Origin of the sequence: Bradyrhizobium sp. HKCCYLRH2047 (genome assembly GCF_051168175.1) — a bacterium.
GTDB lineage: Bacteria > Pseudomonadota > Alphaproteobacteria > Rhizobiales > Xanthobacteraceae > Bradyrhizobium.
Genome location: NZ_JBNPUM010000007.1, coordinates 288,890 through 304,247 on the forward strand (window position 1 = coordinate 288,890; position 15,358 = coordinate 304,247).

The following is a 15,358-nucleotide window of genomic DNA, read 5'->3' on the forward strand; positions in this document are numbered from 1 at the left end:
TCACGCCGCGGCAGGCTTGGCCTGCCGCGCGATCGCGAGCGCGAGGAGGGCCGCGACGAGGCAGAGCGCGCCGGCGGTGAAGAATGCCGGGAGATAGCTCTGCAACAGCGTGCGCGACAGGCCCGCGCCGAACGCGGCGGTGCCGGCGCCGAGCTGATGCCCGGCGAACACCCAGCCGAAAACCAGGTTGGCCCGCTCGGGCCCAAACCGCTGCGCCGTCAGCCGCACCGTCGGCGGCACCGTGGCGATCCAGTCGAGGCCGTAGAACATCGCGAACAGCGACAGGCCATAGAACGAGAAGTCCGTGAACGGCAGGAACAGCAGCGAGAGGCCGCGCAGGCCATAGTACCAGAACAGCAGCCAGCGATTATCGTAGCGGTCCGACAGCCACCCCGAGACGATGGTGCCGAAGAAGTCGAAGATGCCCATGGCGGCGAGCAGGCCCGCCGCCTGCACCTGCGGAATGCCGAAGTCGAGGCACATCGGGATCAGATGCACCTGGACGAGGCCGTTGGTCGAGGCGCCGCAGATGAAGAAGGTTGCAAAGAGCATCCAGAACACCGGTGTGCGCGAGGCGTCGCGGAGGGTGCCGAGCGCTGCGGCGAGGATCGGCGCGGTGACGGGCGCCGACGCGGCAATCGGCTCGGTGCCCTTGTCGCCGAAGGGACGCAGGCCGAGATCGCTCGGGCGATCGCGCATCAAGAGCAGCACGGCCGTGGCGGAGACGCCGAGCATGACGCAGATCAGCCCAAGCGCCACGCGCCAGCCGAGCCGCTCGGTCAGGCTGGCGAGCAGCGGCAGGAACACCAGCTGTCCGGTGGCGACGCTGGCGGTGAGAATGCCGACGACGAGGCCGCGACGCGCGACGAACCAGCGCGTGGCGATGGTCGCGCCCAGCACCAAGGCGGTCATGCCGGTGCCGATGCCGATCACGACGCCCCACAGCAGCACGAGGTGCCAGACCTGGCTCATCGCCAACGACGAAAGCAGCGCGGTGACCACGATCAGTTGAGCAAGCAGCGTGATGTTGCGCAGGCCATAGCGGTTGAGCAGGGCAGCGGCGAACGGGGCCATCAGCCCGAACAGCACGAAGCGGATGGAGAGCGCCGAGGAGATCTCGGCGGTGCTCCAGCCGAACTCCTGCTGAAGGGGCACGATGAACACGCCCGGCGCCCCCACCGTGCCGGCCGACACCAGGGCCGTAAAGAATGTTACGGCCACCATGACCCAGCCGTAGTGGATGTTGCGCCGGGCGAGTGCTGCCGCGAGCCGATTCGAGATCATGTGCTTCTCAGTCCGATGAAGATTGCGCCCCATCCTGCCAGGACGCATCGATGACATAAATGGCTAAGTTCCCTCGTTTCAGGACATCACGGCCGCTCGAGCGCAATGGCCGTCGCCTCGCCGCCGCCGATGCATAGCGCGGCGACACCGCGCTTCAGTCCACGGGCCTGCATCGCATGCACCAGCGTCACGATCAGCCGCGCGCCGGTGGCGCCGATCGGATGGCCCAGTGCGCAGGCGCCGCCGTTGACGTTCAGCCGGTCGCGCGCAATGCCGAGGTCGCGCTGCGCGGCCATGGCGACGACCGCAAACGCCTCGTTGATCTCGAACAGGTCGACATCCTCGACCTGCCAGCCGACCTTGTCGAGCAGCTTCCGGATCGCCGGGATCGGCGCCGTCGTGAACCATTGCGGCTCCTGGCTGTGCGTGGCGTGGCCCTTGATCTCCGCGAGGACAGGCAGCCCGTCGCGGTCGGCACGCGATCGCGTGGCGAGCACGAGTGCCGCAGCACCATCCGCATTCGCGGAGGACGCCGCGGGCGTAATCGTGCCATCCTTGCGGAACGCCGGCTTCAGTGCCGGGATCTTCGCCGGATCGACCTTCAGCGGATGCTCGTCATTGACGACCAGGCGGGGGCCGGATTTCTCGACGATCGTGATCGGGGCGATCTCGGCCTTGAATGCCCCGCCTTCGACCGCCTTGCGCGCACGCGTCAGCGTCTCGATGGCGTAGGCATCCTGGTCGGCGCGGGTGAACTGATAGGCCTCGGCCGTGGCCTCGCCGAAATCGCCCATCGAGCGTCCGGTCTCATAGGCGTCCTCCAGGCCATCCAGCATCATGTGATCGAGGATCCGGTCGTGGCCGGCACGATAGCCGCCGCGCGCCTTGGTCAGCAGATACGGCGCGTTGCTCATGCTCTCCATGCCGCCTGATACGACGATCTCGGCGGAGCCCGCCCGAATGATGTCGAGCGCCAACATCGTCGCCTTCATGCCGGAGCCGCAGACCTTGTTGATCGTGGTGGCGCCCGTGGCGTCCGGCAGGCCGGAACCGCGTGCGGCCTGCCGTGCCGGAGCCTGGCCCTGGCCGGCCGATAGTACGTTGCCCATGAACACCTCCTGGACCGCATCGGGCGAGACGGTGGCGCGTTCGAGCGCCGATCCGATCACGTGCGCGCCGAGCTTGTTCGCACTCAGCGGTGACAATTCGCCCATGAAACGGCCCAACGGAGTGCGGGCGGCGGACAGGATCACGACGGAATCGGATGAGGCCATGACAGGCTCCCTGATAAAAGATGATGACCATCATATAATAGCGTCTCGCAAAAGGAAACCCCGGCGATCCCTGCTGAACCATCGTGAAGCTGGCGCAAGACTGCCGGGCTCCGAGAGCCGAGACTTGGAGGAAATTGCTATCGCTTGCGGTCGATGAAATGTTGCATCAGCCGTTTTGGCTCATCGGTCAGGAACGACCGTCCGAAGGCGCCGATCGATATCTCGACCGACTCCTTCAGCGGCAGCTCCTCCCATTGACGCAGCAGGGCCTTCTGAGTCCGCAGCGCTTCGGGGCCGCAGGCGAGCAGGGATGCCACGGCCTTCTCGACCGCGATGTCGAGTTCTCCCTCGGCGGCGACGGCATCGACGAGGCCCCAGGCGAGCGCGGTCGGCGCGTCGATCGTCTCGGCGGTCATCAGCAGCCAGCGCGTGCGGCCCCAGCCGATGAGACGTGGCAACAGCGCGGCATGAATGACCGACGGGATGCCGACACGCACTTCGGGCATGCCGAACTTGGCATCATGCCCCGCGACGCGGATATCGCAGGCTGCTGCGACCTCCAATCCGCCACCCAGGCACCACCCCGGCATCCGCGCAATCACGGGGACAGGAAAATGTCGCACCGCTTCGCAGAGCCCGGCAAGTCGCGAGATGAACGTTTCCGCCGACGCCTGGTCCAGCGTCGCCATCTCCTTGATGTCGGCGCCGCCGATCATGCTCTTCCCGCTTTCGCCGGCCAAAACGAGAACGCGAATGCCGGCATCGGAGGCGAGTGATTGCAGGCCGGCTTCCACGTCGAGAATCGCCGCCGAACCGAGAATGTTGAGCGGGCCGGCATTGCAGATCGTCAGCCGGACCACGCCGCGGCCGTCACGACTCACGCCGCAGTGGGAATTGAGCATGTCCATCGTCGTCCTCGTCGGGTTCCTGGGCAACAGGGGTGTGTCGGGAATAAATCAGGCCAGCGAAGTTGATTTAGATCAACTCGAATTCATCAAATAGCTGCAGCGAGCAGGACGCAGAGCTGTTATAGTATGACCGCAGACATTCAATGGGACGGCAATGCGCTACTCTCCGGAACACAAGGCGGAAACCCACGCGCGGATCGTGCGCAAGGCATCGGTGCGGCTGCGCGAGCGCGGCGCTCACGGCGTCGGGGTTGCCGACCTGATGAAGGAGGCCGGACTGACTCACGGCGGCTTCTACGCGCATTTCGATTCGCGCGAGGCGCTGGTGGTGGAGGCGTTCGGTTATGCGATCGACCGTTCGATGGAGCATTGGCGCAAGCTGCTGGACCAGTTGCCGCCGCAGAAGCGGCTTGCGGCGATCGTCGATGGCTATCTGTCCGCGGGGCATCGTGACGATGTCGGTCACGGCTGCGCGGTTCCTGCGCTCGGGGCGGAAATCGCCCGTGAGAGCGCCAAGACCCGCAAGGCTTTTGCCGCGAAGCTGGAAGAGCTGATCGACCTGTTCGCCGAGTACATCGTCGACGTTCCGGCCAGGACGGCGCGAAAGCGCGCTTCGGCGATGCTTGCGACGCTGACGGGGACGCTCGTGATGGCGCGACTGACCGGCAGCGGCGAATTGTCCGACGATATTCTGAGCTCCGGGCGCGAGGTGGCGCTGGCCGTCGCCAGTGGCGGCGGACCGGCGGGGAAATCCCCCGCGCGAACGCCCGCGAACAGGCCTGCGAAGAAGACGGCCGCCGCAAAGCGCTGATCCCTCGTGTGGGGTCGGATGCTGGACGCGGCACGCTGCACGTCGCGGGGGCTGCCGTGATCGTGCCGACCGAGCGAAGGGGCTGCATTTTCGCAGCGCCGATCAGCGCCTAGACCCTTCCCAAACGCCGCAAAGACTGCAAGATGCCGGCCAAATCGGCACTGCTTACCCTGCGGAGGATACCCCATGCGTTCGATCGGTCATTTCATTGGCGGCAAAGAGGTCAAGGGCACGTCCGGACGGACGGCCGATGTCTTCGAGCCCATGACCGGCGACGTTCAGGCCAAGGTCGCGCTGGCCTCGCGCGCCGAGCTCCGGGCTGCGGTCGAGAACGCCAAGGCGGCGCAGCCGGCCTGGGCCGCCACCAATCCGCAGCGCCGCGCGCGCGTGATGATGAAGTTTCTGGAACTCGCCCAGCGCGATTATGACCAGCTCGCCGAGTTGCTCGCGCGTGAGCACGGCAAGACCGTTCCGGACGCCAAGGGCGATATCCAGCGCGGCCTCGAAGTCGTCGAGTTCGCCTGCGGCATTCCGCATTTGATGAAGGGCGAGTACACGGAAGGCGCCGGACCCGGCATCGACATCTATTCGATGCGCCAGCCGCTCGGTGTCGTTGCCGGCATCACGCCGTTCAATTTCCCGGCGATGATTCCGATGTGGAAGTTCGCCCCTGCCATCGCCTGCGGCAATGCCTTCATCCTGAAGCCCTCGGAGCGCGATCCGGGCGTGCCGATGAAGCTCGCCGAGCTGATGATCGAGGCCGGTCTGCCGCCGGGCATCCTCAACGTCATCAACGGCGACAAGGAGGCGGTCGACGCCATCCTCGAGGATCCGGACATCATGGCGATCGGCTTCGTCGGCTCGTCGCCGATCGCGCAGTACATCTATGAGCGCGCCGCCGCCCACGGCAAGCGCTGCCAGTGCTTCGGCGGCGCCAAGAATCACGCCATCATCATGCCCGACGCCGATCTCGACCAGGCCGTCGACGCGCTGATCGGAGCCGGCTACGGCTCGGCCGGCGAGCGCTGCATGGCGGTGTCGGTCGCGGTGCCCGTCGGCAAGACCACGGCGGACCGGCTGATGGATAAGCTGATCCCGCGCGTCGAAAGCCTCAAGATCGGCACATCCGTCGATCCGTCGGCCGATTTCGGCCCGCTGGTGACCCGCGAGGCGGTCGAGCGCGTCAAGAACTATGTCGAGATCGGCGTCAAGGAGGGCGCGACGCTCGCCGTCGACGGTCGCGGCTTCAAGATGCAGGGCTACGAGAACGGCTTCTACATGGGCGGCTGCCTGTTCGACAACGTCACCAAGGACATGCGGATCTACAAGGAAGAGATCTTCGGACCCGTGCTGTCGGTCGTGCGCGCCAAGGACTATGCCGAGGCGCTGGCGCTGCCGTCCGAGCATGATTACGGCAACGGCGTTGCGATCTTCACCCGGGACGGCGACGCGGCCCGCGACTTCGCGGCCAAGGTCAATGTCGGCATGGTCGGCATCAATGTGCCGATCCCGGTGCCGATCGCCTATTACACCTTCGGCGGCTGGAAGAAGTCCGGCTTCGGCGATCTCAACCAGCATGGCCCGGATTCGATCCGCTTCTACACCAAGACCAAGACGGTGACCTCGCGCTGGCCGTCCGGCGTCAAGGAAGGCGCGGAGTTCTCGATCCCGCTGATGAAGTGAGTTGAGGGTCCTTGATGGACTCTCGCCGTCGTCATTGCGAGGAGCGAAGCGACGAAGCAATCCAGACTGCCTCCGCGGGAAGATTCTGGATTGCTTCCGTCTCCGCCCAGAGGCTTCGGCGGACAAGTCGCTACGCTCGCAATGACGGAGTTCGGAGCAGCGCCAAAGCCAAACAACAAATCTAAGGAAACGCGGAGAACGAATGCAGTTCGCTCTCAATGAGGATCAGATCGCGGTGCGCGACATGGCGCGCGCCTTCGCCGCGGAGAAGATCGCCCCGCATGCGCTGCGCTGGGACGAGGAGAAGCATTTTCCGGTGGATGTGATGCGCGAGGCCGCAAGCCTTGGCATGGGCGGCATCTACATTCGCGACGATGTCGGCGGCTCCGGCCTGAGCCGGCTAGACGCTGCGCTCATCTTCGAGGCGCTGGCGACGGGCTGCCCCACGGTCTCGGCCTTCATCTCGATCCACAACATGGCCTCGTGGATGATCGACACATTCGGCACCGAGGCGCAGCGCCAGGCTTACCTGCCGAAGCTCTGCGCCATGGACCTGATCGCGAGCTATTGCCTGACCGAGCCGGGCGCAGGCTCCGACGCGGCGGCGCTGCGCACGCGCGCGGTGCGCGACGGCGACGACTATGTGCTCAACGGGCAGAAGCAGTTCATCTCCGGCGCGGGCGCGACCGACATCCTGGTCGCAATGGTGCGCACGGGAGCAGACGGTCCCGGCGGCATCTCGACGCTGGTGATCGACGCCAATACCCCCGGCGTGTCGTTCGGTGCCAATGAACGCAAGATGGGCTGGAATGCGCAGCCGACCCGCGCCGTGATCTTCGAGAATGCGCGCGTGCCGGTCGCCAACCGGCTGGGCGAGGAGGGCATCGGCTTCAAGATCGCGATGGCCGGGCTCGACGGCGGCCGCCTCAACATTGCCGCGTGCTCGCTCGGTGGTGCGCAGGCGGCGCTCGACAAGACGTTGGCCTATACGAAAGAGCGCAAGGCGTTCGGCAAGCGGCTCGACGAATTCCAGGCGCTGCAGTTTCGCATCGCCGACATGGCGATCGAGCTGGAGGCGGCGCGCACCTTCGTCTGGCGTGCGGCGGCCGCGCTCGACCGCAAGGATGCTGACGCGACCATGCTGTGCGCAATGGCCAAGCGCTTCGGTACCGATGTCGGCTTCGAGGTCGCCAACCAGGCGCTGCAGCTGCATGGCGGCTACGGCTATTTGAGCGAATACGGCATCGAGAAGATCGTGCGTGACCTGCGCGTACACCAGATCCTCGAAGGCACCAATGAGATCATGCGGCTGATCGTGTCGCGCAAGCTGATCGAGGCCGCGCGATGAGCGAGGTCCTCGAAGGCGACCTGATCGTCCGCCGCGAGGGCTCGGCCGGCATCATCCGGCTGAACCGGCCGAAGGCGATCAATGCGATGACGCTGGAGATGTCGATGGGCATCGACGCCGCGCTGGATCAGTTCGAGGTCGATCTGGCCGTCGCGGTTGTCGTGCTGGAAGGCGCGGGCGAGCGGGGACTTTGCGCGGGCGGCGACATTCGCGGGCTCTATGAAAGCTCGAAGGTGAATGGCGACCTTGGCAAGGTGTTCTGGCGTCAGGAATACATCATGAACGCGCGCATCGCGGCGTTCCCAAAGCCCTATGTGGCCTACATGGATGGGCTCGTGATGGGTGGTGGCGTCGGCCTGTCGGCGCATGGCCGCCACCGCATCGTGACCGAGAAAACGAAGCTTGCGATGCCCGAGGTCGGCCTCGGCTTCTTTCCCGACGTCGGCGGCACCTGGCTGTTATCGCGCGCGCCGGGCGAACTCGGCGCCTATTTCGGCCTGACCGGGCAGACCATGAACGGGCCCGATGCGATCCATGCGCGCTTTGCCGATGCCGTCGTGCCGACTTCGAGCTGGCCGGCGCTGCGCGAGGTCCTGACCAAGGTCCGGCCGGGCACGCTCTCGATCGAGATCGATCGGCTGATCGCGGGCTTCGCAACGGACGAGACGGCCGGGCCGGTGGCTGCGCAGCAGGCCAAGATCGACGCCTGGTTTGCCCAGGACAGCATGCACGACATCTTCGCGGCGCTGGACGCGGATGGATCGGAGCTGGCGCTGGCGACGCAGAAGACGCTCAAGGAGAAGTCGCCGCGCGGCATGGTCGTGACGCTCAAGCTGCTGCGGCTGGCGCGCGGAGCGGCGTCGCTGGAGGAATGCCTGGTGCGCGAGTATCGTGCGGCACTCGAAGTGTTCCGCAGCGACGACTTTCGCGAAGGCGTCCGCGCCGCGATCATCGACAAGGACCGCAATCCCAAATGGTCGCCGCCGGATGTCGATCAGGTGACGCCGGAGATGCTGGCGCGCTATCTAGCTGAGATCGGCGCCGACGAGCTGGCATTTCCGCAAACGAGATAACAATCAGGTCGAGGGGAGAGAACGAACCATGGCAACGATCGCATTCATCGGCCTCGGCAACATGGGCGGCCCGATGGCCGCCAACCTGGTCAAGGCCGGCCACAAGGTGGTGGCATTCGATCTGGTCGAAGCCTCGCGTGCGCAGGCCAAGGCCGATGGCGCCGAGATCGCCCACAGCGCCGTCGCGGCGGCCAAAGGCGCCGACGCCGTCGTCACCATGCTACCGGCCGGCAAGCATGTGCTGGCGGTCTGGAACGAGGTCGTGCCGGCGATGTCCAAGGGCGCTGTCATCATCGACTCCTCGACCATCGACGTCGAGAGCGCGCGCGCCGCGCATGCGCTGGCCGCCAAGCACGGCATCGCCGCCGTCGATGCACCGGTGTCGGGCGGTACCGGCGGCGCCAAGGCCGCGACGCTCACCTTCATGTGCGGCGGCGAGGAGGGCGCGTTCGCCGCAGCCCAGCCGATCCTGGAGAAGATGGGCAAGAAGATCGTCCATTGCGGCGGCGCCGGCGCCGGTCAGGCGGCCAAGATCTGCAACAACATGATCCTGGGCATTTCGATGATCGCGGTCAGCGAGGCTTTTGCGCTAGGCGAAAAGCTCGGCCTGTCGCATCAGGCGCTGTTCGACGTCGCCTCGACCTCGTCGGGCCAGTGCTGGTCGCTGACGTCCTATTGCCCGGTGCCGGGCCCGGTGCCGGCCTCGCCCGCCAACAACGACTACAAGCCCGGCTTCGCGACCGCGCTGATGCTGAAGGATCTCACGCTGTCGCAGGACGCCGCCAAGGCCGCCGGCGCGGCGACGCCGCTCGGGCAGCACGCGCAGGAGATCTACAAGGCGTTCGAGGCCGCCGGCCATGGTGGCGTCGATTTCTCCGGGATCATTCAGCACGTCCGCAAGCTCGCTGGGACCTCCTGATGACGACATTCAAGGACGCACGCGCGTTTCTGCTGGCGCATCGCACCGACTACGATGCCGCGGTGAAGGGTTTTCGCTGGCCCGATCCGGTGCCCTTCAACTGGGCGCTCGACTGGTTCGATAGCGAGCTTGCATCCGATCCGGAGAGCCGCGACCGCACGGCGTTATGGATCTTCGATGCCGCGCAGGACCGCCAGACCAAGCTGTCCTTTGCCGCGCTGTCGCGCCGCTCCAACCAGGTTGCGAATTTCCTGCGCGCGCAGGGGCTGAAACGCGGCGACCATCTGCTGCTGCTGCTCGGCAATGTCGTGCCGCTGTGGGAGACCATGCTGGCGGCGATGAAGCTCGGCGTCGTCGTGATCCCCGCGACCACGCTGCTCACCACCGACGAGTTGCGTGATCGCCTGGAGCGCGGCCGCGCGAAAGCCATCGTCGCCGCGCAGGATCAGGTGGCGAAGTTCGCCGAACTCGGCGCCGATGATCTCGTCCGCATCGTCGTCGGCGCGCCGGCGGCACCTGCCGGCTGGCTGCCGTTCGAGCAGGCGGCTGATACGGCCGAGGCGTTCACTCCGGATGGGCCGACGCAGCCGGATGATCCGATGCTGCTCTATTTCACCTCGGGCACCACGGCCAAGCCGAAGCTGGTGCGGCACAGCCATCGCAGCTACCCGGTCGGCCATCTCTCCACGATGTACTGGCTCGGCCTGCAGCCGGGCGACGTGCATCTCAACATCTCCTCCCCGGGCTGGGCCAAGCATGCCTGGAGCTGCTTCTTCTCGCCGTGGAATGCCGGCGCGACAGTGTTCGTCGTCAACCAGCCGCGCTTCGACGCCAAGGGGCTGCTCGCGATCATCAAACGTTGCGGCGTCACCACGCTGTGCGCGCCGCCGACGGTGTGGCGGCTGTTCATCCAGGAGCATCTCGCCGACTTCAAGGTCAGCCTGCGCGAGGCCTGCGGCGCCGGCGAGCCGCTCAATCCGGAAGTCATCGATCAGGTGCGCGCCGCCTGGGGGCTGACGATCCGCGACGGCTATGGCCAGACCGAGACCGCCGCCATCGTCGGCAACTCGCCGGGCCAGAAATTGAAGATCGGCTCGATGGGCCGGCCGCTGCCGGGCTATCGCGTCGAGGTCGCCGACACCGACGGCAATCTGGCAAGCGAGGGCGAGATCACGCTGGCGCTGTCAGGCGAGCGCCCGGCCGGGCTGATGCAGGGCTATCAGGGCGACGACGGCAAGCTGTCCGGCGCCGACGGCACGCGCTATCGCACTGGCGACGTCGTGTTCCGGGACGATGAGGGCTACCTCACCTTCGTCGGCCGCTCCGACGACGTGTTCAAATCGTCCGACTACCGCATCTCGCCGTTCGAGCTGGAAAGCGTGCTGCTGGAGCATGAGGCCGTGGCCGAGGCCGCCGTTGTGCCATCTCCGGATCCCATCCGTCTCGCTATACCGAAAGCCTATGTGTTGCTGACGGCGGGCGCGGAGCGCTCGCGCGCCACGGCACTGTCGATCTTCGAGCATCTCCAGGCGCGGCTCGCACCATTCAAGCGCATCCGTCGGCTCGAGCTGGTCAGCGAACTGCCGAAAACGATCTCCGGAAAAATCCGCCGCGTGCAGTTGCGCCGGCTGGAGCACGAGGACAACCGCACGGATCATCTGCGCGGCACAGAGTTCAAGGAAGAGGATTTCCCGGAGCTGAAGACCAGGCCGTCCGGGCACGAGGTGTAGGAACGCATGAACCAGATCTGGAAGAAGCCGCCGATTTCGCTCGAAGCCTATCAGGCCATGGTCGGCCAGGAGATCGGCGTGTCGTCATGGCACGTGCTCGATCAGAGGCGCATCGACACCTATGCCGATGTCATTGAGGATCATCAGTTCATCCACGTCGATCCGGAGAAGGCCAAGGCGACGCCGTTCGGCACGACCATCGCGCACGGCTTCCTCACCATGTCGCTGCTGTCGGTGATGTCCTACGAGGTCATGCCGGCGATCGAGGGCACGGCGATGGGTGTCAATTACGGTTTCGACAAGCTGCGCTTCATCTCGCCGGTGAAATCGGGAAAACGCGTGCGCGGTCGCTTCGTGCTGGCGGAAGCCACGCTGCGCAAGCCGAAGGAGTTGCAGTCGCGCACCCATGTCACGGTCGAGATCGAGGGCGAGGACAAGCCCGCGCTGGTCGCCGACTGGATCGGGCTGATCTATCTGAACTAACAATCTTCGTCACAATCCACCCATCGTCATCGCCGGGCTTGACCCGGCGATCCATCAAGACTGAGAGTCTTTCGAAGTGGATGGATGCCCGGGTCAGGCCCGGGCATGACGACCTCACTGAAGGAAAAGATCATGGCAATCAGATTCGACGGACGCGTCGCCATCGTCACCGGCGCAGGCAATGGTCTCGGACGCGCGCATGCGCTGGGACTGGCGAGCCGCGGCGCCAAGGTCGTGGTCAATGATTTCGGCGGCGCGCGCGATGGCACCGGCGGCTCGATGACCGCTGCCGAGACGGTGGTCGAGGAGATCCGCAAGGCCGGCGGCACCGCGATGGCCGACGGCGCCGACGTCTCGAATTTCGAGCAGGTCACGGCGATGGTCGAGCGCGCCACCAAGGAGTGGGGCAGCGTCGACATCATGTGCGCCAATGCCGGCATCCTCAGAGACAAGTCGTTCGCCAAGATGGAGGTGGCGGATTTCGCCAAGGTGCTGGACGTGCATCTGGTCGGCACCTTCTACTGCTGCAAGGCGGTGTGGAACGGCATGCGCGAGCGCAACTACGGCCGCATCGTCATGACGACCTCGTCCTCCGGCCTGTTCGGCAATTTCGGCCAGGCCAATTACGGCGCGGCGAAGACCGGCATGGTCGGCCTGATGAACGTGCTGGCGGAAGAGGGCCGCAAGACCAACATCCGCGTCAACATCATCTCGCCGACCGCGGCCACGCGCATGACCGAGGAGCTGCTGCCGCCGCAGGCGCTGGAGCTGATGAAGCCGGAATCGATCACGCCTGCGGTGGAGTATCTGCTCAGCGAGGACGCTCCGACCCGCACCATCATGGGCGCCGGCGCCGGCTCGTTCGCGGTGATCAGGATCCTGGAGAGCGAGGGCATCAACCTGCCGCCGGAGGAGTGGACGCCGGACGCGGTCGCCGCGCATTTCCAAGAGATCAGCGACATGTCGAAGGCGCGGGCGCTGCAGGGCGCGTTCGAGCAGACGCAGAAGTACGTGTCGCAGGCCGCGGCACGGCTGGGGATCAAGCTGTAGGGCACGAAGCCCGCTCCACACTCACCGTCATGGCCGGGCTTGACCCGGCCATCCACGTCTTTGGCACTGCGGCGTGGACGGGCGTGGATGCCCGGGACAAGCCCGGGCATGACGACCTTTGGCTTGGTGCGGTGGGGGGCCTAAACTGACGACATGTCCTCTTTAAAGCACATTGCGGTCATCGGGGCCGGCCCGGCTGGGCTCATGGCCGCCGAGGTGCTGGCGGGCGGCGGCGTCGCCGTCACCGTCTACGACGCGATGCCGTCGGTTGCCCGCAAGTTCCTGATGGCGGGGCGAGGGGGCCTCAATCTCACCCACAGCGAAGAGCTGCCGCTGTTCCTGTCGCGCTATCGCGACGCTGCGTCGTGGCTTGCGCCGGCCATCCAAGCCTTCTCGCCGCAACAACTGCGCGACTGGTGCGAGGCGCTGGGCGAGCCGACCTTCGTCGGCTCCTCGGGCCGCGTGTTTCCGGTCGCAATGAAAGCCTCGCCGTTGCTGCGGGCGTGGCTGCGCCGGCTCGATGCGCAGGGCGTGCGAGTCGCGCTACGGCATCGCTGGACCGGCTGGGACGACCGGGAACATCTGACCTTCGAGACGCCGAACGGTCCGCACACCGTGGCAGCCGACGCGACCGTGCTGGCGCTGGGCGGCGCGTCCTGGCCGCGGCTCGGATCCGACGGCGGCTGGGTGCCGATCCTGGCAGCAAAGGGCGTCGCGATTGTGCCGCTGCGGCCGGCCAATTGCGGCTTCACGGTCGCCTGGTCCGACATCTTCCGCGACCGTTTCGAGGGCCGGCCGCTCAAGAGTATCGCGCTGTCCTTTGGCGAGCGCAGCGTGCGCGGCGAGGCGGTCGTGACGCGGGACGGCATCGAAGGCGGCGCGGTCTATGCACTGTCGGCCGAGCTGCGGGAGGCCGTGGTTGTTCATGGCGAGGCTGTCCTGCACGTCGCGCTGCGGCCCGATCTCGCTGCCGCTGATCTGATCAAGAAGCTATCGGCTCCACGCGGCAAGCAGTCGTTCTCGAATGTGCTCCGCAAGGCGTTGCAGTTGTCGCCGGTCGCGATCGGCCTGCTGCAGGAGGCAGCAAAGACGCAAGGGCTGTCGTTGTCGTCGCTACCGCCCGACCGTCTCGCGGCACTGATCAACGCCCTGCCGATCAAGCTGACCGGCACCGCCGGGCTCGCGCGCGCCATCTCCAGCGCCGGCGGCATCGCCCGCGATGAGCTCGACGCTGACTACATGCTGCGGCGACTGCCCGGCGTGTTCGCCGCGGGAGAGATGCTGAACTGGGAAGCGCCGACCGGCGGCTATCTGCTGCAGGCGTCGTTTGCGACTGGCGTGGCTGCGGGGAAGGGCGTGTTGAAGTGGCTTAAATCGTAGGGTGGGCAAAGCGCAGCGTGCCCACCGTCAGCACCAACAGAGACAACGGTGGGCACGATGCGCCGAGGCGTTGCCGCGTCGCCTCTTTGCCCACCCGACGTCTTTGCCGTCATTGCGAGCGAAGCGACTTGTCCGCCAGAGCCCGACGGGCGACGGCGGAAGCAATCCAGGGCGGCACGTGCGGCTCTGGATTGCTTTGTCGCTTCGCTCCTCGCAATGACGGGCTGAGAGAGCGCCCCCTATCGCAGCTTCCCCCGCGCCGCGACCGGCAGCGTGCCCAAAATCTCCTCGCCGCGCACCATCACCACCTCGTCCATCATGTTGACGACGACGCAGACGTGGTTGGGGACGACGCGGACGACGTCGCCGACATGGGGGCGGGTGTTGCTGCGCGACAGATCGAGGAAGCCGTGCTCCTCGGCGAAGCGCGCGATCTTGGCTTCGGGGTGTTCCAGGATCAGGCCGTGGCCGTCGAGCCCGCCAGTGTCGGTCGTCAGCGTCTTCGAGCCGGCATCGAGAATGCCGCGCTCGGGCGCGGCGCGACTGACGACGGTCGAGTAGATGTGCAGCGCGCAGTCGTCCCAGGTGGCGACGCCGGCGGCGACCTGCATGCGGTCGTTGTAGATATAGGTGCCCGGCCGATGCTCGGTCGCGCCCCTGAGCTTGCCGAGATTCTTCAGGTTCGGCGAGCCGCCGGTCGAGACGATGGCAGCGTCCAGTCCCTCGGCGCGGACGCCGGCCAGCGCCTCGTCGTAGAAGCGTTGCGCCTCGTCCCAGCCGCTCTCGGTCGGGTACAGCATGAAGCCGGCGAAGCGCAGTCCCTCGGAGGCTTTGATCTGGCGCGCGAGCTGGATCGCCTCCGCCGGCGTCTCGACCCCGGCGCGCTTGCGCCCGGTGTCGCATTCGACCACGACCGACAGCGTGCGGCCCGACTGCTTCGCCGCCTGCGGCAGGCCGGCGATGACGGTCGCGTTATCGGCGGCGACGGTCATGTCGGCCTTGGCCTGCAGCGCGGCGAGGCGGGCCATCTTCTCCTCTCCGATCAGATTGTAGCTGATCAGGATGTCGGCGATGCCGGCGTCCGCCATGATTTCGGCCTCGCCGATCTTCTGGCAGGTGATGCCCTGCGCGCCGGCCTCGATCTGGAGTTTCGCCAGCACCGGGCTCTTGTGCGTCTTGATGTGCGGCCGGTTGGCGACGCCCGCGGCCTCGCACTGGGCCTGGATGCGCGCGATGTTGCGCTCGACCCTGTCCATGTCGATGACGGCGCAGGGCGTGCCGTACTCACGGGCGATCCTGGCGGCGAGCGGGGTGGTCATGTCATTCACTCCATGTTGCCGTCATTGCGAGGAGCGAAGCGATGACGGAGAGAATGTCGGGTGGGCAAAGCGAAGCGTGCCCACCGTCTTCTGTTG

General features: G+C 66.4%; 13 protein-coding genes. 9 read left to right on the forward strand and 4 right to left on the reverse strand.

From position 1 onward, the window contains the following. The 3 genes from ACQR1D_RS18795 to ACQR1D_RS18805 form a co-directional block, all read right to left on the reverse strand. Positions 1 to 1,284 (reverse strand): MFS transporter, encoded by a 1,284-nt coding sequence (locus ACQR1D_RS18795; protein WP_434839007.1) that lies wholly within the window; start codon positions 1,282 to 1,284, stop codon positions 1 to 3. Positions 1,285 to 1,370: 86 nt separating this feature from the next. Next, the gene (locus tag ACQR1D_RS18800; RefSeq protein WP_434839008.1) at positions 1,371 to 2,558 is read right to left on the reverse strand and encodes a thiolase family protein; all 1,188 of its coding nucleotides are present in this window, start codon (positions 2,556 to 2,558) and stop codon (positions 1,371 to 1,373) included. A gap of 137 nt (positions 2,559 to 2,695) precedes the next feature. Further along, entirely contained in the window at positions 2,696 to 3,466 is a 771-nt protein-coding gene (locus ACQR1D_RS18805) for an enoyl-CoA hydratase (RefSeq protein WP_316183651.1), read from the reverse strand. A gap of 154 nt (positions 3,467 to 3,620) precedes the next feature. Between ACQR1D_RS18805 and ACQR1D_RS18810 the strand changes: the two genes are divergently transcribed. The 9 genes from ACQR1D_RS18810 to ACQR1D_RS18850 all read left to right on the forward strand — a co-directional run bounded on the left by ACQR1D_RS18810 (position 3,621) and on the right by ACQR1D_RS18850 (position 13,943). Further along, the gene (locus ACQR1D_RS18810; protein WP_315803152.1) at positions 3,621 to 4,277 is read left to right on the forward strand and encodes a TetR/AcrR family transcriptional regulator; all 657 of its coding nucleotides are present in this window, start codon (positions 3,621 to 3,623) and stop codon (positions 4,275 to 4,277) included. A 186-nt stretch (positions 4,278 to 4,463) separates the two neighbouring features. After that, positions 4,464 to 5,960 (forward strand): CoA-acylating methylmalonate-semialdehyde dehydrogenase, encoded by a 1,497-nt coding sequence (locus ACQR1D_RS18815; RefSeq protein WP_434893943.1) that lies wholly within the window; start codon positions 4,464 to 4,466, stop codon positions 5,958 to 5,960. A 202-nt stretch (positions 5,961 to 6,162) separates the two neighbouring features. Beyond that, positions 6,163 to 7,308, forward strand: a complete 1,146-nt coding sequence (locus tag ACQR1D_RS18820) for an isobutyryl-CoA dehydrogenase (RefSeq protein WP_315803154.1) — start codon at positions 6,163 to 6,165, stop codon at positions 7,306 to 7,308. Beyond that, the gene (locus tag ACQR1D_RS18825) at positions 7,305 to 8,381 is read left to right on the forward strand and encodes an enoyl-CoA hydratase/isomerase family protein (RefSeq protein ID WP_434893944.1); all 1,077 of its coding nucleotides are present in this window, start codon (positions 7,305 to 7,307) and stop codon (positions 8,379 to 8,381) included. The genes ACQR1D_RS18820 and ACQR1D_RS18825 overlap by 4 nt, the downstream gene beginning before the upstream one ends. Before the next feature lie 28 nt (positions 8,382 to 8,409). Beyond that, on the forward strand, positions 8,410 to 9,300 hold the full coding sequence (mmsB, locus tag ACQR1D_RS18830; protein ID WP_434893945.1) for a 3-hydroxyisobutyrate dehydrogenase: 891 nt from the start codon (positions 8,410 to 8,412) through the stop codon (positions 9,298 to 9,300). Beyond that, positions 9,300 to 11,030, forward strand: coding sequence for an AMP-binding protein (locus ACQR1D_RS18835; RefSeq protein WP_434893946.1), 1,731 nt, complete (start codon positions 9,300 to 9,302; stop codon positions 11,028 to 11,030). Before mmsB ends, ACQR1D_RS18835 begins: the two co-directional genes overlap by 1 nt. Before the next feature lie 6 nt (positions 11,031 to 11,036). After that, entirely contained in the window at positions 11,037 to 11,513 is a 477-nt protein-coding gene (locus ACQR1D_RS18840; RefSeq protein ID WP_434893947.1) for a MaoC family dehydratase, read from the forward strand. 132 nt (positions 11,514 to 11,645) lie between these two features. After that, positions 11,646 to 12,563 (forward strand): SDR family NAD(P)-dependent oxidoreductase, encoded by a 918-nt coding sequence (locus tag ACQR1D_RS18845; RefSeq protein ID WP_315803159.1) that lies wholly within the window; start codon positions 11,646 to 11,648, stop codon positions 12,561 to 12,563. Positions 12,564 to 12,716: 153 nt separating this feature from the next. After that, entirely contained in the window at positions 12,717 to 13,943 is a 1,227-nt protein-coding gene (locus ACQR1D_RS18850) for an NAD(P)/FAD-dependent oxidoreductase (protein WP_434893948.1), read from the forward strand. A 239-nt stretch (positions 13,944 to 14,182) separates the two neighbouring features. On the opposite strand, the gene ACQR1D_RS18855 is transcribed toward ACQR1D_RS18850, so the two are convergent. After that, on the reverse strand, positions 14,183 to 15,262 hold the full coding sequence (locus tag ACQR1D_RS18855; protein ID WP_316182622.1) for an alanine racemase: 1,080 nt from the start codon (positions 15,260 to 15,262) through the stop codon (positions 14,183 to 14,185). Between the last annotated feature and the right edge of the window lie 96 nt (positions 15,263 to 15,358).

Coding starts and splice junctions, on each gene's coding strand:
- ACQR1D_RS18825 (WP_434893944.1), top strand. CDS start 7,305: ATGAGCGAGGTCCTCGAAGGCGACCTGATCGTCCGCCGCGAGGGCTCG.
- ACQR1D_RS18795 (WP_434839007.1), bottom strand. CDS start 1,284: ATGATCTCGAATCGGCTCGCGGCAGCACTCGCCCGGCGCAACATCCAC.
- ACQR1D_RS18800 (WP_434839008.1), bottom strand. CDS start 2,558: ATGGCCTCATCCGATTCCGTCGTGATCCTGTCCGCCGCCCGCACTCCG.
- ACQR1D_RS18820 (WP_315803154.1), top strand. CDS start 6,163: ATGCAGTTCGCTCTCAATGAGGATCAGATCGCGGTGCGCGACATGGCG.
- mmsB (WP_434893945.1), top strand. CDS start 8,410: ATGGCAACGATCGCATTCATCGGCCTCGGCAACATGGGCGGCCCGATG.
- ACQR1D_RS18835 (WP_434893946.1), top strand. CDS start 9,300: ATGACGACATTCAAGGACGCACGCGCGTTTCTGCTGGCGCATCGCACC.
- ACQR1D_RS18810 (WP_315803152.1), top strand. CDS start 3,621: ATGCGCTACTCTCCGGAACACAAGGCGGAAACCCACGCGCGGATCGTG.
- ACQR1D_RS18805 (WP_316183651.1), bottom strand. CDS start 3,466: ATGGACATGCTCAATTCCCACTGCGGCGTGAGTCGTGACGGCCGCGGC.
- ACQR1D_RS18845 (WP_315803159.1), top strand. CDS start 11,646: ATGGCAATCAGATTCGACGGACGCGTCGCCATCGTCACCGGCGCAGGC.
- ACQR1D_RS18815 (WP_434893943.1), top strand. CDS start 4,464: ATGCGTTCGATCGGTCATTTCATTGGCGGCAAAGAGGTCAAGGGCACG.
- ACQR1D_RS18840 (WP_434893947.1), top strand. CDS start 11,037: ATGAACCAGATCTGGAAGAAGCCGCCGATTTCGCTCGAAGCCTATCAG.
- ACQR1D_RS18855 (WP_316182622.1), bottom strand. CDS start 15,262: ATGACCACCCCGCTCGCCGCCAGGATCGCCCGTGAGTACGGCACGCCC.
- ACQR1D_RS18850 (WP_434893948.1), top strand. CDS start 12,717: ATGTCCTCTTTAAAGCACATTGCGGTCATCGGGGCCGGCCCGGCTGGG.